This is a genomic window from Paraburkholderia sp. CI3 (assembly GCF_050436505.1).
Taxonomy (GTDB): Bacteria; Pseudomonadota; Gammaproteobacteria; order Burkholderiales; family Burkholderiaceae; genus Paraburkholderia; species Paraburkholderia tuberum.
In genome coordinates, this window is record NZ_JBNDMI010000004.1 from 1,702,918 (window position 1) to 1,722,183 (window position 19,266).

The window sequence follows — 19,266 nt, forward strand, 5'->3', positions numbered from 1 at the left end:
TTGGGTCGTCTCATATCCAGGTTTAGTCGTATCCCGAAGCGTGCAGCCGACGCTGCGCCGCGCCGGGCGGGGGTATGCCCCGGCGCGTGTCGGAATGATTGGAGAGCTGCCGTGTTCCTTGAACAGAAACGGTGAATTACCGATACCTGCGTATGACGTCAGGGCTGCGGAGGCTGCGCTTATGCAGCGATTTCACACACGACCCAACGCGATCAGGCACGCGAACTGCGCGCCGGCGTCGTCGTGACTTGTGGCGCCTTGATGCCGAGCGCTTCCGCCTTCAGCACAAAATCGGCAAGCGAGCGCGCACCCATTTTGCGCATCGCCTGGCCGCGATGAATCTTCACCGTGATTTCACTCAGGTTCATTTCGCCCGCGATCTGCTTGTTCATCAGACCGGTGGCGACAAAAGCCATGACCTCACGTTCACGCGTCGTCAACGAGTCATAGCAACGACGTAGATCCGCCACCGAACGGCTTGTCGCAAGTCGCTTCTCGTCGCTCGCCAATGCGTGCGCGACGGCGTCCAGCATGTCCTGATCGCGAAACGGCTTGGCGAGAAAGTCTTTCGCGCCGGCCTTCATCGCCTTGACCGTCATCGCAATATCGCCATGCGCGGTCATGAAAACGATTGGCATACCCAACTGACTCGCGGACATCTGCTCCTGCACGGCGAGCCCGCTTTGTCCTTTGAGGCGCACATCGAGGATCAGACAGCTCGGCACGTCTGGCACGTCGAACGCAAGAAATTCCTGCGCGGAACCGAAGGTTTCGACGCTCAGGCCCACCGAGCGTAACAGGTTGCTGACGGCGTCGCGCATCGACTCGTCGTCGTCCACGACATACACCATCGCGGCGCTCGCATTGCTGCCGGCGTCGGCGTTTGCCTCGCTGTGCGAATTACTGCTCATGACAACTCCCTCCATCAATGGGCAGAACGAACTGAAGCACCGCGCCACCCGTTGCCGGCGACTCCGCCCAGATGCGGCCGCCATGCGCTTCGACTATCGAGCGGCAGATCGACAAGCCCATGCCCATGCCGTCGGCCTTGGTCGTAAAGAACGTACTGAACAGACGTCCTGCGTCTTCTTCGCTGATGCCCGTGCCCGAGTCCTGCACGATCACCTGTGCCTGCCTTTCGTCGAAACTGCGCGTGGCGATCCGCAGCGTGCGTGGCCCGGCGACCTCCGCCATGGCCTGCACGCTATTCATGATCAGGTTGATCAGGACTTGCTGCAGTTGCACCCGATCGCAGCATACCGTGAGCGACGGCAGCGCGAGGTCAAGCCGCAACTCGACGCGATGACGCTCGAGATCGCGGCGCACCAGTGCGATCGACTCGCCGACGATGCCGTTCAGGTCCACTGTCGCCGGCAGACGTTCGTGCTTTCTCGCCATCGAACGGATTCGCTGAATCACCTCGTCCCCGCGTTTGGCGTCGCGAATCATCTGCGCGACCGACTGTACCGCCTCATTGATTTCCGGCGCGGGGCGGTTCAGCCAACGCAACGCCGCGCCGCCGCACGTGACGATCGCCGCGATCGGCTGCGTCACCTCATGTGCGATCGAAGCAGCCAGTTCGCCGAGCATGGTGATCCGCGTGACGTGGGCGAGTTCGTCGTTGGAACGCGCCAGCGCTTCCTGGGCCCGCTTGGTCTTGGTGATGTCCATCAGCGCGCCGACGTACTCAGTGTGGCCGGACTCCGTCGTGGCGGGACGGGCGACGAAGTGCACGTACTTGGTCTTGCCGTCGGGCATGACGAGCCGATGCTCGATGTCGACTAGCGATTCGCCGGCAGCAGCCTGTTCGAATACGCCACGCACGAGCGCGAGATCGTCGGGATGTGTTCGCGCAAAAATCACCTCTGGCGACGGCACGGTGTCGCGTGCGTAGTCGAAAATGCGATAAGCCTCATCGGACCACCACATCTCGCCATCTGGAAAGCGCACCGCGATACTGCCGGTGGCGCTCAGCCGCTGCGCGTCGCACAGGAAGGCTTCGCTGCGCTCGAGCGCCTGCTCCGCGTGCTTGCGGCCGGTGATGTCGTTGTTGGTCGCAAGTACGACACGTGGATTGCCCTTTGAGTCGCGCCACAACGCGGCCCGGCTCGAAATCACGACAACGCTGCCGTCACGCCGTACGCGCCGCAGCTCGCCATGCCAACGGTCAGAGCGCAGCAGTTCGGCGCGGATCTGTTCGGACGGAACCGGAAAGGACGTCTGCGTCATTTCCTGCAGCGACTGCCCGAGCGCCTGTTGCGCGGTCCAGCCATAGAGCGCCTCGGCGCCACGGTTCCAGAAGGTGATGCGATCGTTCATGTCATGCACGACGATCGCGTCGTGGGCGAGATTGAGCAGTTCGACCTGCTCCTGCAAGGTCGTGGTCGCAGTCAGGTTTCGCAAGGCGAGCATCGAGGTGGCGGCGATTGCCAGCAGGCTCACCGCGCAGCGCGCGACCGCGCCGCTCGAATACGCATCGTCGTGCGACATCACGAAGCCGAGCAATGTCAGCACGACGCAGCCCCACGCGGCCGTGACCGTGGTCGAACGGTTGCCACTCGAGGCAACCATCAGCACGACCACGACGTAGAAGACGGCAACCGCGATATCGAGCGGCGTCAGCGCGTCGATCGCAAAAACGACGAGCGCGATGACGGCGGCCAGCATCGACACGACATTCGCGTCGCGTGGCAGCGTTGGGAAGGCTCGGCGATAGGCTTTCATGACGGCCCGGGTCAATGGGCCGCCAGACGGCAGCGGAGCGTAGCAAATAACGGGAGCGTGGACATGGCGTTCGAAGCGGGCATTCGTTGACGAATACCGGCGGCCGGTCCGTCACGATGACAGCCAAAGCGGCTGTCAAAGCAGATGACATTCAGCCCTACCGGCGAGCGATAGCTTGCTATCTGAATAGCATCATGCGCGAGCCCGCGTCAATGGCGGTACTTATTTTTCCTTAAACCTTCCAAAATCATATCGGCGGCGGCCCCGCGCCGCCGCGAAAAGCCCATCTATCAATGGTGGCCGAAATCCTTACGGGCGATCGGAACCGCGCGGACCTTTGCGTACTGGAATACGGGCAACGCCTTGACCACGTCGCGCGTCGCGCCGGCCCAGACGAGCTTGCCGTTCACATAGTCCAGTTGCGACATCGGAATCGCCACGTCGTGCTGCGACACGCCGAGGAACTGGTGAGCCGCCACGATCCCGAACGAAACAGCGTCATCCGGCGCAATGATGATGTCGTGCAGCACGCCGACCTTCTCGCCGCTGTCGTTATAGATGCTGTTGCCGAGCAGGCTCTTCTTGACGCTCCAGCCTTCGATCACGAGTTGCGCCTGCTCGACGCTGATGCCGATCGGCTGCGCGCCCGCGATCTGCGCGTTTGCCTGCTGGCACACCGTGCCGAACGCCGACGCCGCCAGGAATACCAGTGCCCACTTTGCTTTCATGATGATTTTCCCCATGAGATGCGTTGATTGAAAACGGCTGATCGCAATGCGGTGACTGCTTCTAACGTGCTGCTTGCCGCGCTTGCTGACCGATATTCTCAACCCGTTTCGCTCGACATGTTTTCGAATTCGCACGATGGCGTGCATACCTTTTGCGTACGCACTGCGATCCGGCGCCGCGCCCGGCTCAGTGGGCACCCTGCGGCCGCAGCGTGACCGTGCAGGTCATGCCCATCGCGAGCTTGACGCCGGCGGGAATCTCGTCGAGGTGAATGCGCACCGGCACGCGCTGGGCGAGCCGCACCCACGTGAAGATCGGATTGACGTCCGCCAGCAGATCGCCGTTGCTGGTCGGGTTGTCGCGGTCGGCAATCCCGCTTGCCAGACTGTCGACGTGTCCCTGAATGTCCTTGCCGCCCGACATCAAGCGCACTACCGCGTGGTCGCCGACATGCACGTGCGGCAGCTTCGTCTCTTCAAAATAGCCGTAAACCCAGAACGAATGCGAGTCGATCAGCGCCATGCGTGCGGTGCCGGCCGTGGCGAAATCGCCGGGATACAGGTTCAGGTTGGTGATGAAACCGTCGGACGGTGCCCGCACTTCGCTGCGCGTGAGATTCAGCACGGCCGTCTGCTGCGCCACCACAGCCGCTTTGACGGCGGCTTCTGCCGCGCCGTAGGCCGCAACGTCGGCGGAATAGTCGGATGCGGACTGTTTGGCGACCGAGGCCGAATCCAGCCGAGTTTCGTCCGAGATCACGTCGCCCGCGACGTTGGCGCGACGCGCTGCCTCAGCGCGCTTCATGGCGAAGCTGGATTCGCTCGCCGCCATCCGCGCCCTGGCCTGAGCCATTTGCGCCTGAGCACGCAGCAGATCGGCGTCGGCCTGCGCGACCGCGTAGTGAAAGCGCGCCGGGTCGAGCAGGAACAGAATGTCGCCTTTACGCACCAGTTGGTTGTCCTTGACCCGCACTTCGCTCACCAGCCCCGACACGTCGGTGGCGACCTGCACGACCTGTGCGCGCACGCGCCCGTCGCGCGTCCACGGCGCAAACATATAGTCGAGCCACAGCATGCGAACCAGCACGATCGCCACCACGAGAAGCGTGAGCGTGAAACCTGCGCGCAGGATGGATTGCGTTTTCATCTTGGTGACCTGGCGTGAGCGTGAGCAGTCAGTGGATTCATGGGAATGGATGTCCGTCGGGGTTCATCGCCACAACAGCAGCGACGCGCCGCTGAACAGCGCAGCGAACATCGCGGCCCGGAACAGGCTCGGGTGCCACGTCAAGCGATAGAAGCCGAGCCTCGCCAGCACGAGGTCGAGGACGACAAAAAACAGCACGCAGCCCGCGAGAATCGGCAGCAGGCCGGGCACGAGCAATGAAAAGAGGTCAATTTCCCCGGGCATTGGCCACTCCCTGCGCTGCATGATCGGGCGGCGTCGACACGTAGCCGCCGCCCAGATCCTTCATCAGCAGCGCCCATGCATCGAGCCGTTTGGCCTGAATCGCCGCGAGGCTTTCTTCCTGTTGCAACTGTTCGTTCTGCGCCGCCAGCACGTTCAGGAATTCGGTGATGCCGCTGCGATAACCGGTGTCAGCAAGCTGGAAAGATTTGCGCGCCGAATCCAGCGTGTTCTCAACCGATGCCTGCTGCTGCTCGAGCGAGCGCAACGACACCACCTGCGCCGCGACGCCCTGCATCGCGTTCACGATGCTCTGGTTGTACGCGTCCACGGCGGCATCGCGGGAGGCCACCGCGACGCCGTAATTGCCGCGCCGCCGGCCGCCGTCGAAGATCGGCAGCGAGATCGCCGCGCCCACACCGTGGCCCATGCCGTCGCTATTGAGAAAGTTAAAGAAGCCGCCGAAGGTCGCCGCCGACCCCAGCGACGCTGTCGCCAGCAAGTTGATGTCGGGATAGAAATCCGCGTGCGCCGCGTCGATGCCCTTGTCCGCTTCGAGCACACGCCAGCGCCCCGCCACCACGTCCGCGCGATGCCCGATCAACTCGGCCGGCAACGATGCCGGCAAACTCACCGGCACGCTCAGCGCGAGGCTGGGACGGCGCAGCGAATCGCCGTAACCCGGCCCCTTGCCGGCGAGCCCGGCGATGCTGATGCGCTCGAGCGCAAGTTGCTGTTGCGCCTGCTGCACCCGCGTCGTGCTCATCGCGAGTTGCGTCTGCGCCTGGCTGACCTCGAGTCCGCTGCCGACGCCCGCGTGCCAGCGGCGCATCGCGATGTCGAGGGTGCGCTGCTGTTCGGTTTGCACGGCACGGTAGACGTCGAGCAGTGAATACTGCAGCGACAACTGGACATAGCTGCGCACCACGGCGGTCTGCAATTCGACCTCCGCGAAACGCGCGTCCGCGGCCGTCGCGTGCACATTGTCCAGCGAGCCTTCGCGAATCGCGCGCGACTTGCCCCACAGATCGAGATCATAGGAAAGGTCCGCCTGGATGCTGTTGCTCCACACCGTCGTGCCGCCCGGCGGCGCCGGGGTCGTGTAGCGCGCATAGCGCCGGCGCTCGAAGCTGCCGCTTGCATCGAGTTGCGGCAACTCGGCGGCGCCGGCGATCTGCGCCTGGAAACGCGCCGCATCGATCCGCTCTTCGACCGCGCGCAAGCCGGGATTGCCCTCAGTCGCGTCCTGCACCAGCGTGTCGAGTTGCGGGTCGTTCCATTGACGCCACCAGCCGCCCGCCGGCCATTTCGCGTCGGCTTGCGTGGCGCGCAGCGCGGCGCCTGGATCGAGCGTGGTCGGGTCGATCATCGATTCGTGCGTGTGAATCCCTCCGCTCGTGATGCAGGCCGAGAGCAACAGCGCAGAGGCGAGCGCGGCGGAAAGCGCCCGACAGGTTGCGCGCACAGGCAAGGCCAGACAAGGCGCTTTCATACCTGCACCTCCGGCTTTTGCCACAGCGTCAGGGTCTCGTCACGCAGCGTCAGTTCGGTGAAATGCAGCAGCGCCCGCATCCGGTAGCGCGTGAGTGTCATTGCGTCCACCGCGATGTTTTCGCCGAGCGGCAGCATGTCAAGCGCGCGCCGCGTCGCTGTCAGCGCGCCCTCGGCGGCCTGCGGCGTGGCCGCCGTGAACACCTCGGCGAGCGCCGCCAGCCAGGCGTCCTGCTCTGCGGGCCAGCCCGTCGGCAACGCCGCGCCGAGTTCGTGCGTATCGAGACGCATCTGGATCATCGAACGGCCGATCTCCAGCGCGGCGAACGCCCAGCCGATCAGATGATCGCGATTCACGCGCGCGTCGACCGGTGCCGACGCGATCTGCAGGATGAAATTCCGCAGGCTCAGTTCGAATGCGTACAGCAGGTCGTCGAGGTCGGCCTCGCGCGCGTCGTGCGTAATCAGTCCACGAATCTGCTTCATGTACTGCGCCGAGATCCAGTCGCCCGCGCGCGGCACGAGAACCGAGAACGCGACGGCGGCCACCGCGATACCGCACAGCAGCGCAAAGCCGGTGTCGAGATACGCGCTCGGGTTGTAGACCGTCGGATTGGTGATGCCGACAGTGAAACAGAAATAGAGGCTGAAGCCGAGCCCCAGAATCGCCGTCTTCGCGAACGTGTTCATATAACTGCCGACCATCACGACGATCGCCATCGACGCAGCCAGCAATTCGAACGTATCGATACGCGGCAGAATGAAGAAATTTAGCGCGAAACCGGCGAGCCAGCCGCCGAGGCAACCGCCGAAAATCTGCCAGCTCGCGACCGCGGGATTGGGCGCGAGCGCGAACAGCGCACTCGTAATCGCCACCGCGACGATCGCGGTCGCACCGCCCACCCAGCCTGACGCGATCCACGCCGCGCCGACCACGAGCACGGCCACCGCCGCGCGCGCGCCAGCAATCGTCGCGGACGTGCGGTTGGCGCTCGCGCGCGTTCGGCCGATGCGGCTGATCGCCTGAAGCACCGATTGCGGCCACGGCAGACGGCCGACCGTGCGTGCGTCCACGTAGCTTCGGCACATCACCCGCAGATCGGCGATCGAAAAGAACAGCGCGGCACCTGCGGTCGCAACGAACTGACGCTGATGCGGCGAGAGATCCGCAAGGGATTGCAGCAGGCGGCCCAGGTGCGCGGGCAAATCCCGCTCGAAAGCGCCGAGTTGGCGCGACAAAGTCCCGACCTGTTCCGTCGTGATTAGCCCCGATTGCGCCTCGTTCGGCACAATGGCGAGCAAGCCGTCGATCATTTCATCGGCTGCGGCGAGCGCGCGCGGATCGGCTTCGGCGGCGACCCTTGCCTTCAATTGATGCAGCGCATGAATCCACGTGACGGTGTCGAGAAAGCTCCGGTCGAGGTCGAGATAGACATGGTTGTGCAAACGGATCGACGGGTCCTCGAACACCGCCCCGCTGCGCAGACTTTCGACGCCGACTCGCTCGCGAATCAGAACGAGAAACGTGTCGAAGCCAGCGACGCTCGTCGCACGGTCGAGCATCGTGTGCATCGCATTCAGCAGGTCCGTGAAATTCTTGCGACTCGACGCATAGAGCTCAGGCACGACCGAGCGTGGGAACACCACCGCACTGATCACGCATGCACATGCCACGCCGATCACGACCTCGCTGACGGTGAACACGACGTTGTCGTAGACGCCGTAGGGATTGGACCAGACCGGTATCGCCGTGATCGCCGTGCCGTACCCGGTCAGCACGAAACCGTACGACTGGAAATTGCGGTAGTACGAGGCGCCGAACACACACACGCCGATCCATACGGCCAGTACGCCGAGAAATAGCAGCGGCTGCTGAGGAAAAATCGTGATGAGCAATAGCCCTGCGAAGCTGCCGCACACCATGCCCAGCCCACGATAGAAACCACGCGCGATCACCATGCCGCTTTGCTGATGCATCATCACGATGACGCAGGAGACCATCGCCGTGGCCGGCGTGCGCAGTTCGAGGCGCATGCAGAGGCCCATCGCGAGCGTCATCGCGATCGCCACCTTCGCGATATGCCGGAAGCGTGGGCCATCGTCCATCCAGTAGGTCTTGAGCTCCTCCCGCCATCGAGGCAGGGCGGCGCTGCTGGCATCTGCTTGCGGGGTCATAGGGTTCTCGTCTGTCGCTCGTCATGCACTCGTGGGCAGACACGCAGGCACCCTGGCCTCGTGATTACCGCGCTATTTGCTAGGTGTAGTCTGCGACAGGAGGAATGGCCGGCTTTGCGGATTCGCACGCTTTTTGCACATGCGCTGGGTGGTGAATGTAGTTGATGCGCCGCCTGCGAGCGCCGTTCGGGCGGGCGCCCGGGATTCCGGGCGCCCTGACATGCCGCAACCGTCCTCGCGCGGTTAGCGCAAGTTGGTGCGCGCCAGTTCGACGATCTCGTCGCCGCGTCCGTTGAGGATCGCGCGCAGCATATAGAGGCTGAAGCCCTTGGCCTGGGCGAGTTCGACGGAGGGCGGCATCGCGAGCTCGTGCTTGGACGTGACGACGTCCGCGAGCGCCGGGCCAGGATGGTCGAACGCCTGCTTCAGCGCAGCCGCCACATCTTCCGATTCCTCGACGCGGATGCCGAAAATGCCCGCGCCCTTCGCGATTGCCGCGAAGTCGGTCTTGGCGAGATCGACGTTGCTGTCGAGGTAGCCACCCGCCTTTAACTCCATCGAGACGAAGCCGAGCAGGCTGTTGTTGAAGCAACTGCGCCCCTGCGCATGCCGGAGTGCGCCGAGGCTGGTCGCCGCGCGCAACTGAAACGAACGGCATCCTTGCACGAGCGCCCCGTCCAGCGCCGCGACCAGACAGGCCTCTGCGTGCCGCACCATCATCTTGGACAACCCGTCGCGACGCGCGTTTCACACGCACTGCGCCAGCGAACGATGCCGCAGCGTCGCCTAGCCAGACCAGGCTAATCTTTGTATGATGCGTCCGAACATACTGGGTACTCAACAAGCCATGCCGAGAAAAGTACGGACGGTCGAGACAGCGCAGAGCGAGATGCATGAGCACGAGAAGCCCGTCACGCGCCGGCTCGCGCCTGAAGTACGGGAACGCCAGATCGTGCTGAAGGCCGTCGACCATTTCGCCACGCATGGCTTTTCCGGCAGCACCCGCGAACTCGCGCGCCAGCTCGGCGTGACGCAGCCGCTTCTGTACCGCTACTTTCCCAGCAAGGAAGCATTGATCGACCGCGTGTACGAAGAGGTCTATCAATGGGACTCGAGTTGGGAACACCTGATCAAGGACCGCTCGGTTCCAATCCAGGAACGTATGGTCAGGTTCTACTCGTCGTATTCCGAGGTGATCTTGCGACGCGAGTGGATCCGGATCTTCATCTTCGCCGGCTTGACGCGCGAAGGCATCAACTCCAAATATCTGGCTCGGCTGCGTGAGCGCGTCTTTCTGCCGGTCATGGCGGAAATCCGCTCGGCCTACGAGCTGCCCGCGCCCACCGGCGCGAAACAACGCGAAATCGATCTGGAGCTGATCTGGAGTCTGCACGCGAGCATCTTCTATCTCGGCGTGCGCAAATGGATCTACGGCCTGCCGGTCACGGACGACATCGAAGACCATATCGCCCGTCAGGTCGACGCATTTCTCAACGGCGTGCCCGCCGCGCTCGGGCACGCTTCGAAAGAGTTCGCCCGCGCGAAAACCAGCTCCAGGGCCTGACTCCGGCCCACCGCGCGGTCCGCATGGCTGCCCGCGCCGGACTCCGCGCCACACCTCGTAGCAACGCCGGCCAGCGGGCCGGCCGTCCCTTTCCGCTCTCATTGCACTCGTGCCGCCCGCGTATTTCAGGGTAAACACCTGCGATACGCCGCTTTCTCCTGCTCGTGCATTCACCTACAATTTATCCATCGATCACTAATCGATCGATAAATAGCAGGAGTCGAAGATGCCCGTTACAAAACTTGCCCACTACTCGATTCGCACCACCGATCTCGAGCAATCCTGCCGCTTCTACGAGCGGATCCTCGGTTTCAGGCAGGGCTACCGTCCGCCCTTCGACTTTCCGGGCGCATGGCTCTACAAAGGCGGCGATGAAGCCGACTTCGGCACGGTCCATGTCATCGGTACCGATCCGAACAATCCCGCCGGACTCACCGCATATCTGGGCGACAAGACGTTGCCCACGAGCGGAACCGGCACCGTCGACCACATCGCGTTTCTCGCCACCGGCGTCGAAGCAATGTGGGACACACTGAAGGCCGAAGGCATCGCCTGGCGCGATCGCACGGTGCCGAGCCTCGGTCTGCATCAGGTGTTTATCGAAGACCCGTCCGGCGTGACCGTCGAACTCAACTTCCCCGCCGAAGAAATCAGCCGCCTCACCGAAGTACAAGCGGCCATCGCACAATCCGCCGTCAACGCAGGAGAATGACCATGACCCAAAGTTCTGCGCGTAAAAGGGCGATCATCGTCGGCGGTTCGCTGGGCGGACTGTTCGTGGCCAATCTGCTGGTGCGCAACGACTGGGACGTCGACGTGTTCGAACGCGTTCCGGATGAACTGGCCGGGCGCGGCGCCGGTATTGTCACGCACCCCGAACTATTCGAAGCACTCGCGGCAGCCGGTATCGAATATGACGACTCGATCGGCGTCAAGGTGCAGTCACGCGTGACCTTCGCCCAGAACGGCGACGTGCTGTCCGAGCGCGATCTGCCGCAAACGCTGACCGCGTGGGGCAAGATGTACCACGTCTTGCGCGCCGCGCTTCCGGATGTTCATTACCACGCTGGCGGCACGGTCGCCTCGGTGCAGGACGGTCCCGATCAGGCGGTCGTCACGCTCGGCGACGGTACGGTACTGCATGCTGACATCGTGATTGCGGCAGATGGTTTCAAGTCGTCGATTCGTGAGCGTTTTCTGCCTGACGTCAGGCTTCAATACGCCGGTTATGTCGCATGGCGTGGCCTCGTCGACGAAGCCGCGCTGTCGCGCGAAACCCGCGACGCGCTGTTCGAGAAGTTCGCGTTTTGCCTGCCGCCGCGCGAGCAGATTCTCGGCTATCCGGTTGCCGGCCAGGGCAACAGCACGACGCCGGGCGAGCGCCGCTACAACTTCGTCTGGTATCGCGCGACCAGCGAAGATATTCAGTTGCCGAACCTGCTGACCGATGCGGCCGGCAAACGCTGGGTAGGCGGCATTCCGCCCACACTGATTCGCCAGGAAGTACTCGCCGACATGGAAGACGCGGCGCTCACGCTACTCGCGCCGCAATTCGGCGAAGTCGTGACCAAGGCCGCGCAACCGCTCTTCCAGCCCATCTTCGATCTCGAAGTACCGCAGATGGCGTTCGGCCGGATCGCCTTGCTTGGCGATGCCGCATTCGTCGCGCGGCCGCATTGCGGCATGGGCGTGACCAAGGCAGCCAGCGACGCCATGGCACTCGTCAAGGCGCTCAATGCGCACAGCGGCGTGCAGGACGCGCTCTCGGTCTATAGCAATGAACGCACCCAGGTGGGCGCAGCAATCGTGCAGCACGCACGCCACCTCGGCGCGTACATGCAGGCGCAATTGAAGAACGAAGTCGACCGTGAAATGACCGAGCGCTATCGCACGCCGGACGCCGTGATGCGCGAAACCGCGGTACCTGCGCGCTTCTGATATTCATTGCAGTGATGGCAGCTCCGAGTTGCTGTTGCTGCACCAAAGAGAAGCCGTTTCGAAAGGAGACAAAGTGGAACATGGCGCCCCAACCTATTCGATGAGCGCGCAGTACGCCGCCACCGACCCGCCGCCGCCTGCGGCGAATCCGCTGCTCGACGATCCGCGCTTTCGCACGCTCGTCCGCAAGCGCCGCACCTTCTCGTGGATCCTCACGGTCCTGATGCTGGCCGTGTACTTCGCCTTCATCCTCACGCTTGCGTTCGCGCCGGCGCTGCTCGGCCGGCCGATTGTCGAAGGTTATCCCGCGACATGGGGCATTCCAGTCGGCTTCGGCATGTTCGTCTTCACGTTCGTGCTGGTCGCGGTTTATGTAGCGCGCGCCAACACCTTGCATGACCACGCCGTGAATGAAATCCGGCAAGGAGTACAGCAATGAAACGACTCTCTCATTCGCGCAGTCCGCTCGTCAGCGCAATGTTGTCTGGCGCTTTCAGCGCGTTCATCGCATTGCCGGCCGCTGCCGCCGAAAGCGCGGCGCCGACGCGCTCGCACAATCCGATCGCAATCGGTATGTTCCTGCTGTTCGTCGCGTCGACGCTGTTCATCACCCGCTGGGCGGCGAAGAAGAACAACAGCGTATCCGACCACTACGCGGCGGGCGGCAAGATCACCGCGTTCCAGAACGGCTGGGCAATCGCGGGTGACTATATGTCCGCTGCGTCCCTGCTCGGCATTTCCGCGCTCGTCTTCACGAGCGGTTATGACGGCCTGATTTATTCGATCGGCTTTCTCGCCAGCTGGCCGATCATTCTTTTTCTGATCGCCGAGCCACTGCGCAATCTGGGCCGCTATACGCTCGCCGACGTGGTGTCGTACCGGTTGCAACAACGGCCGATTCGCGCCTTTGCCGCGTCGAGTTCGATCGTGATCGTGCTGCTCTATCTGGTCTCGCAGATGGTCGGCGCCGGCAAGCTCGTCGAATTGCTGTTCGGCTTCAACTACACGGCTGCCGTGGTCATGGTCGGCGTGTTGATGGTGGTGTACGTGTTCTTCGGAGGCATGCTCGCCACCACGTGGATCCAGATCATCAAGGCGGCGCTTTTGCTGGCGGGCGCCGCGTTCATGGGATTCATGGTCATGAGCCGCTTCGGCTTCAGCATGAATGCGCTGTTCTCGCAGGCAATTCTCGCGCACCCGAAACATGCGGCGATCATGAGCCCGGGCGGTCTCGTGTCGGATCCGGTGTCCGCTGTCTCGCTCGGTCTCGCGTTGATCTTTGGCACGGCGGGCCTGCCGCACATCCTGATGCGCTTCTTCACGGTGGGCGACGCCAAAGCCGCTCGCAAGAGCATTCTGTACGCAACGGGGATTGTGGGCATCGGCTACGCGCTGATCATCATCATCGGCTTCGGCACGATCGCGCTGGTGGCTACCGATCCGCAATACCACATCGCCTCGGGCGCGGTGATCGGCGGCGTGAACATGGTGGCGATCCATCTGGCGCATGCAGTGGGCGGCAACGTGTTTCTCGGCTTCATCTGCGCAGTGGCGTTCTCGACGATTCTCGCGGTAGTTGCCGGATTGACGCTCGCCGGTTCCTCGGCGGTTTCGCACGATCTGTACGCCAACGTGATCCGGCGCGGCGCCGCCACGGACCGCGAAGAAATGCACGTATCGCGGATCACCACGCTCGTGCTCGGCGTGCTCGCGATTCTGCTGGGCATCGCATTCGAGAAGCAGAACATCGCGTTCATCGTAAGCCTGACTTTCTCGATCGCGGCCAGCTCGAATTTCCCGGTGCTGCTGCTCTCGATCTACTGGCGCGGACTGACCACGCGCGGCGCGGTGACCGGCGGCTCGCTCGGTCTGATCTCGGCGGTGACCTTGACTATCCTCAGCCCGACCGTCTGGGTCCAGGTGCTCGGTCACGCGCATGCGATCTATCCGTACGAATATCCCGCGCTGTTCTCGATGATCGTCGCCTTCGCCGGCGTGGTGTTTTTCTCGATCACCGACACCTCGGCACGCGCAGCCCGCGAGCGTGCGTTGTACGGCAACCAGCTCGTCGACTGCGAACTGGGCATGGTCAAGCACGGCTGACACCCGACATTCGAAACCTATAACGGAGACTGACGCATGGATTGCAGCTGCTGTATTTCACCGAAGCGCCGGCGCTTGCTCGGAACGATGGCCGCACTCGCCGGCGGCCTCGCCTCGGGCGTGCCGGCCACGGCCGCCACCACGAATTCCGCCGCAGGCGTTGCAGGCAAAGCCGGCGCCGCGGGCAAAGGCCGCTCGATCGATATTCACGCGCACTACTACCCCGAGAGCTATTGCGAACTGGTGGGCAGCGAAGGCGCAAAGTTCGGCGGCAAATTCACGTGCAACGCAACCAGCTTCAGCTTCCAGACGCCCGCCGGCGGCCTCGGCCCCCTGCCGCTGAAGTTCATCAAGATCGACGAACGGCTCGCCGACATGGACGCCTCCGGTGTCGATATGCAAGCGCTGTCGTTGAGCGTGCCGATGGCGTACTGGGCCGACCGCGCCTTCAATGCAAAACTCGCGAGAACGTGGAACGCGTCGGCATCCGCGATACACGTGCAGTATCCGAACCGTTTCGTCGTACTGGCCACGCTGCCGATGCTGAACGCGCACGACGCGATCGACGAACTCGAACGCGCATCCGGGTTGCCGGGCGTGCGCGGCGTCTACATGGGGACCAACATCAACAACCGGGATCTCGACGACCCGCTGTTCGAGCCGGTCTTCGCACGCATCGAACAACTGGACCTGCCGGTGTTTCTGCATCCGCAGCAGACGGTCGGCGGCGCGCGACTCGGCGACTACTACCTGAGCAACCTGCTGGGCAATCCGTTCGACACCGCGATTGCCGGCTCGCATCTGATCCTCGGCGGCGTGATGGACAGGCATCCGAAGCTGAACATCACGTTGCCGCACGCCGGCGGCGCATTGCCGATCCTGATGGGCCGCATCGACGCAGGCTGGACGGTGCGCCCCGAAACGCGGCGGCTCGCACAGAAGCCGAGTAGCTACCTGCGCCGCTTCAATTACGACACGGTTTCGCATTCCGGTCCCGTGCTCGACTTCCTGATCCAGAACATCGGCATCGACCGGCTGGTGCTCGGCAGCGACTACTGCTTCGACATGGGCTACGAGCAGCCGGTCACTTTCCTCGATCGCCTCGACCTTCCGCCCGAGCAAAAGAATCTGATTCTCGGCGGCAATGCGACACACCTGCTGAAGATTTAACGCAGATCGCCCGCCCCTACCACGGCGGGCATCTGTTCGATTACCGAGGCGGGAATCATGGCGGCGGCATTCGCCGGCGTGCTGATTTTATTAATTGTCCTGAAGCGGGAAGCAGCCGCCAGTTCGTACAGGCATCATTCAGCCGTGACACGCCAAGATTCGATCAAACGAAAAGCCACCTTCAAAGGCCCACGGCTCGCGCAATCGTTCGGACCGGGTTCGCCATGACGCGTCAACGGCCGGCGTTTTCCTCCTGCCTCCCGCCAACCGTCGGGAACCCCTATACGTGCGGATGAGAAGCGTGAATGCATGAGTGACAGCGCGAGCCCAATGTAGGGCTAGCGCAAGGCCGCCGCGGATCGTATTGTTTCCACATCAGGCAAGACGTGTTGTCGGAATCAACCCGATCAAGAGGTCACAGCGGCTATGGACAGAATCTTCAGCATGCGCGTGTTTTCGCGAGTCGCGGAAACCGGTAATTTCAGCGCAGTTGCCAAACATATGGACTGCAGCGCCGGTAATATTTCACGCGCCGTGGTATCGCTCGAAGAGCATCTCCACACGCGACTCCTGCAGCGCACCACGCGCAGCGTCTCACTCACCGAGTGTGGCGAGCGCTATTACCGGCGCTGCAAGAAAATCCTCGCCGATATCGACGACGCCGATGCGGAAGCGAGCGACGCGCACACGCTGCCGCGCGGCAAATTGCGGGTGCATGCCGTGCCCGACATCGGCCTGAAACAGTTGACGTCCACTATTGTCGAATACCGGCACGCCTTTCCCGCGGTGTCGGTTGATCTGAAACTGCTGCCGCATATGGCGAATCTGATCGAAGACGAGTTCGACGTCTCGATCGTGTCCGCTTCGTCGTTACCGGATTCGCGCAATGTGAGCCGGCTGATCGGCCGGTGCGAGCGTATTCTGGTCGCCGCGCCGGACTACCTCACGCGGCATCCGATCCGCACCATCGCCGATCTGCCGAACCACGCGCTCATGCAAACCAGTTCGTCTTTCGATCCGCCCGCCGAGTGGCGGTCCGAGCTTGCCGGCGATGCCGTGGGTGAAACGGAGCCGGCCGGGCATTTCGTCGTCAACAATATGCAGGCATTGCGGGTTGCCCTGCTGGCGGGCGCCGGCGTGGGCGCCGTGCCGACCTATTCGGTTGTGGACGAACTCAGGGAGGGCAAACTGGTCCAACTGTTTCCAGAGTATCCACTTCAGACCACCAATGTGTTTGTGGTTTATTCGTCCCGTCAATTCGTCGATGCGAAGATAAAGACCTTCGTTGAATTTCTGGTCGTGGCTCTCAAACAGAAAATCGATTTGCGAATTACGAATCTGGCGCCGGCGGCCGTGCCCACACCCGCTCAACTGGCGTTTCAGCCTTGAAGGACAAGGATCTGAGAAAACCGCCGAATTAAATTATCGCTTGCAACTTCCAAACCTGAACGAAAATTAAAAACCCTCGTAAATAATTCCCGCGATAATCGCGGTACTCCGCTGGGTACTACCATCTCTTGATTTTGGCAACGCGAACGGGCTTGTCTTCCTGATTGCCCGCATTTTTCAGATTCGCATGGCTGAAGGCCTGCTTGCCGCGTGGTCACGTTTGAAGCGAAACCGGCATCCGATGCCGTCGCGTCCGCTGAGAACGGTTCGCAGTGCAAATTCGCATGACAACGTCCCGCAGTGAATCCTTCTGCGCCGAAATGCCCTACGCTTCAGTCATCCCATGTGAGCGCCCCGGCTCACCTGACACCAACATCCCACCGCGTGCCGTGCGCGCATGAAGCCAGGCAAGCTTCAGTCATCAGGAAACCGTTAGATGGATCGTCAGACTCGCCTTGCAGCGACCGTATACGTTCATCGTACTGGCCGTCCTGCTTTTCAGCCTCGGTCCGCTTGCGATCATGCGCACGCCTAAGGACATTTTCCCCAACATCGACATTCCGGTAGTCAGCATTGTCTGGTCGTGCAACGGCTTTTCCACCGAAGACATGGCGCACCGGATCACCTCGAACTACGAGCGCGCGCTGACCACGGACGTGGACGATATCGAACACATCGAATCGCAATCGCTCAACGGCGTCTCCGTCGTGAAGATCTTTTTTTCACCCCGGCGCCGACATCAATCGCGCGATTGCCGAGGCCGCGTCGAACTCGGCTTCGATCTTGCGCGTGCTGCCGCCGGGCACGCTGCCGACGAACATCATTACGTATAACGCGTCGACGGTGCCGGTGCTTCAACTGGGACTGTCGAGCAACACGCTTCCTGAACAGACGCTATACGACCTCGGCAACAGCTTCATCCGCACCCAGCTCGCGACCGTGCAAGGCGCGGCCGTACCGCTGCCGTTCGGCGGCAAGATCCGCCAGATCATGGTCGAACTCAATCCGCAGGCATTGCAGGCGAGAGGCCTCGCACCCGCGGACGTGGTCAACGCCGTGAATGCGCAGAATCTGATCCTGCCGGGCGACACCGCAAAGATCGGCACGAAGGAATACAACGTGCAGATGAACGGCAGCAGCAACACGGTCGCCGCGCTGAACAACCTGCCGATCAAGACGATCGGCGGCGGCGTGGTCTACGTGCGCGACGTGGCGCACGTGATCGACGGTTATGCGCCGCAAACCAATATCGTGCGCAGCGACGGCAAGCGCGCGGCGCTGCTGCAGGTGGAGAAAACCGGCAGCGCCTCGACGCTCACGATCATCCAGCAGGTCAAGGACATGCTGCCGAAGATCGCGGCGGGGCTGCCGAAGGCGCTGGTCATCACTCCGCTGTCGGATCAGTCGGCGTTCGTGAAGTCGGCGATCACCGGTGTGGTGCGCGAGGCAATGATCGCGGCGTGCCTCACAGCCGTGATGATCCTGCTGTTTCTGGGTAGCTGGCGCGCCACGCTCATCATCGCCGTGTCGATTCCGCTTGCCGTGCTGACCTCGCTGATCGCACTTTCCGCGCTTGGCGAGACCATCAACATCATGACGCTAGGCGGCCTCGCGCTGGCGGTTGGCATTCTCGTCGACGACGCCACCGTGGCGATCGAGAACATTACCCATCACCTCGAGAACGGCGAGCCCTTGCACGATGCAATCCTGAATGGATCGGGCGAAATCGCCGTGCCGACCTTTGTGTCGACCTTGTCGCCGCGGAACTATCGCTCAGGCTCACGCAGAACCGTTATCGGGCCGGCGCGGTGAGTTACCTCGATGTCGTCACCGAGCAGACCATCGCGCTCTCCAACGAGCGCACCGAAGCGCAAATTCAGGCGCGACGCGTGAAGGCAAGCGTGCAGTTGCTGAAAGCACTCGGCGGCGGCTGGGACCGCGCAACACTGGCATTGTCGCAAGGCACCGACTGATTTCGTAGCGGCGCCGCCTTGCGAATTGGGAAGATAGACCGCTTTGCCTTTGCGACACCCGATTTTCGCGAACGCGACTGACAACCCGCGCCGCATTCCATGCAACGACATCATCGTGATAGCTACCAGAGAGGTGAAAAAATGAGTCAGGACAACATCGTCATTTCCGCATTTTCGAGCCACGACGCCGCTGACGAAGCCGTCAAGGAATTGAGCCAGAACGGCTTCGACATGACCAAACTGTCGATCGTCGGCAACGGCTATCACTCCGAGGAACACGCGGTCGGCTTTTACACCGTCAGCGACCGCATCAAGTCGTGGGGCACGACCGGGCGCGTTCTGGGGCGGCATCTGAGGCCTGCTGCTGTCGCCGGCGCTGTTTCTCGTACCCGGTCTCGGTGTGGTCGGCCTTGCGGGACCGATCGTCGCCGCCGTGATCTCGGCACTCGAAGGCGCCGCGATCGGCGGCGGCGTGACCGCGATCGGCGCGGCGCTGCCGGAACTGGGCGTGCCGAAGAACGACGCCGTAAAATGGTTTGGACAACTCATATCCAAGTGTGAATCGCGCAGAAGAAGGCGCATCGCGGACGTAAATGGACCGCG

Annotated in this window: 17 protein-coding genes and 4 pseudogenes; 12 read left to right on the top strand and 9 right to left on the bottom strand. The window is 62.6% G+C overall.

The genetic code is table 11. From position 1 onward, the window contains the following. Window positions 1-212: 212 nt before the first annotated feature. From OKW29_RS29175 to OKW29_RS29210, 8 genes and pseudogenes are all read right to left on the bottom strand, one after another. On the bottom strand, window positions 213-911 hold the full coding sequence (locus tag OKW29_RS29175; RefSeq protein WP_184073691.1) for a response regulator transcription factor: 699 nt from the start codon (window positions 909-911) through the stop codon (window positions 213-215). Further along, entirely contained in the window at window positions 901-2,724 is a 1,824-nt protein-coding gene (locus OKW29_RS29180; RefSeq protein ID WP_429293530.1) for a PAS domain-containing sensor histidine kinase, read from the bottom strand. The genes OKW29_RS29175 and OKW29_RS29180 overlap by 11 nt, the downstream gene beginning before the upstream one ends. Before the next feature lie 290 nt (window positions 2,725-3,014). Then, entirely contained in the window at window positions 3,015-3,452 is a 438-nt protein-coding gene (locus tag OKW29_RS29185; RefSeq protein ID WP_184073693.1) for a PRC-barrel domain-containing protein, read from the bottom strand. A gap of 187 nt (window positions 3,453-3,639) precedes the next feature. Beyond that, window positions 3,640-4,599 (bottom strand): biotin/lipoyl-binding protein, encoded by a 960-nt coding sequence (locus OKW29_RS29190; RefSeq protein WP_429293531.1) that lies wholly within the window; start codon window positions 4,597-4,599, stop codon window positions 3,640-3,642. Between the two features lie 63 nt (window positions 4,600-4,662). Further along, window positions 4,663-4,863, bottom strand: a complete 201-nt coding sequence (locus tag OKW29_RS29195) for a DUF1656 domain-containing protein (RefSeq protein ID WP_184073695.1) — start codon at window positions 4,861-4,863, stop codon at window positions 4,663-4,665. Further along, window positions 4,847-6,352: an efflux transporter outer membrane subunit gene (locus OKW29_RS29200; RefSeq protein WP_429293532.1), complete on the bottom strand. Its 1,506-nt coding sequence runs from the start codon at window positions 6,350-6,352 to the stop codon at window positions 4,847-4,849. The genes OKW29_RS29195 and OKW29_RS29200 overlap by 17 nt, the downstream gene beginning before the upstream one ends. Further along, a complete protein-coding gene (locus OKW29_RS29205) occupies window positions 6,349-8,526 on the bottom strand; it encodes an FUSC family protein (RefSeq protein ID WP_429293533.1) in 2,178 nt (725 codons plus the stop codon). Before OKW29_RS29205 ends, OKW29_RS29200 begins: the two co-directional genes overlap by 4 nt. Before the next feature lie 243 nt (window positions 8,527-8,769). After that, window positions 8,770-9,114, bottom strand: a pseudogene (locus tag OKW29_RS29210) (thiamine pyrophosphate-dependent enzyme); the annotation flags it as partial. A gap of 301 nt (window positions 9,115-9,415) precedes the next feature. On the opposite strand from OKW29_RS29210, the gene OKW29_RS29215 reads away from it, so the two are divergent. The 8 genes and pseudogenes from OKW29_RS29215 to OKW29_RS29250 form a co-directional block, all read left to right on the top strand. Beyond that, window positions 9,416-10,090, top strand: a complete 675-nt coding sequence (locus OKW29_RS29215; protein ID WP_429293534.1) for a TetR/AcrR family transcriptional regulator — start codon at window positions 9,416-9,418, stop codon at window positions 10,088-10,090. 226 nt (window positions 10,091-10,316) lie between these two features. After that, window positions 10,317-10,802 (top strand): VOC family protein, encoded by a 486-nt coding sequence (locus tag OKW29_RS29220; RefSeq protein ID WP_429293535.1) that lies wholly within the window; start codon window positions 10,317-10,319, stop codon window positions 10,800-10,802. A gap of 2 nt (window positions 10,803-10,804) precedes the next feature. Beyond that, window positions 10,805-12,028: an FAD binding domain-containing protein gene (locus tag OKW29_RS29225; protein WP_429293536.1), complete on the top strand. Its 1,224-nt coding sequence runs from the start codon at window positions 10,805-10,807 to the stop codon at window positions 12,026-12,028. Window positions 12,029-12,128: 100 nt separating this feature from the next. Beyond that, on the top strand, window positions 12,129-12,467 hold the full coding sequence (locus OKW29_RS29230) for a DUF485 domain-containing protein (protein ID WP_429294962.1): 339 nt from the start codon (window positions 12,129-12,131) through the stop codon (window positions 12,465-12,467). Next, window positions 12,464-14,131 carry a cation/acetate symporter ActP gene (gene actP / locus OKW29_RS29235; RefSeq protein ID WP_429293537.1) on the top strand — a complete coding sequence of 556 codons (1,668 nt, stop codon included), beginning with the start codon at window positions 12,464-12,466 and terminating at the stop codon, window positions 14,129-14,131. Before OKW29_RS29230 ends, actP begins: the two co-directional genes overlap by 4 nt. 36 nt (window positions 14,132-14,167) lie before the next feature. Continuing rightward, window positions 14,168-15,301, top strand: a complete 1,134-nt coding sequence (locus OKW29_RS29240; protein WP_429293538.1) for an amidohydrolase family protein — start codon at window positions 14,168-14,170, stop codon at window positions 15,299-15,301. Between the two features lie 57 nt (window positions 15,302-15,358). Next, entirely contained in the window at window positions 15,359-15,529 is a 171-nt protein-coding gene (locus tag OKW29_RS29245; RefSeq protein ID WP_429293539.1) for a hypothetical protein, read from the top strand. Window positions 15,530-15,802: 273 nt separating this feature from the next. Next, window positions 15,803-15,856: pseudogene (locus OKW29_RS29250) on the top strand (hypothetical protein); the annotation flags it as partial. Between the two features lie 39 nt (window positions 15,857-15,895). Here the strand turns inward: OKW29_RS29250 and OKW29_RS29255 are convergent. Beyond that, a complete protein-coding gene (locus OKW29_RS29255) occupies window positions 15,896-16,018 on the bottom strand; it encodes a hypothetical protein (protein ID WP_429295026.1) in 123 nt (40 codons plus the stop codon). Window positions 16,019-16,021: 3 nt separating this feature from the next. On the opposite strand from OKW29_RS29255, the gene OKW29_RS29260 reads away from it, so the two are divergent. The 4 genes and pseudogenes from OKW29_RS29260 (at window position 16,022) to OKW29_RS29275 (ending at window position 19,224) form a co-directional block, all read left to right on the top strand. Continuing rightward, a complete protein-coding gene (locus OKW29_RS29260; RefSeq protein WP_429294963.1) occupies window positions 16,022-16,690 on the top strand; it encodes a substrate binding domain-containing protein in 669 nt (222 codons plus the stop codon). Between the two features lie 440 nt (window positions 16,691-17,130). Next, window positions 17,131-18,448: pseudogene (locus OKW29_RS29265) on the top strand (efflux RND transporter permease subunit); the annotation flags it as partial. Beyond that, window positions 18,448-18,663 (top strand): annotated as a pseudogene (locus OKW29_RS29270) (TolC family protein); the annotation flags it as partial. The pseudogenes OKW29_RS29265 and OKW29_RS29270, both read left to right, overlap by 1 nt. 141 nt (window positions 18,664-18,804) lie before the next feature. Then, the gene (locus tag OKW29_RS29275; protein WP_429293540.1) at window positions 18,805-19,224 is read left to right on the top strand and encodes a hypothetical protein; all 420 of its coding nucleotides are present in this window, start codon (window positions 18,805-18,807) and stop codon (window positions 19,222-19,224) included. The last annotated feature ends 42 nt before the right edge of the window (window positions 19,225-19,266 follow it).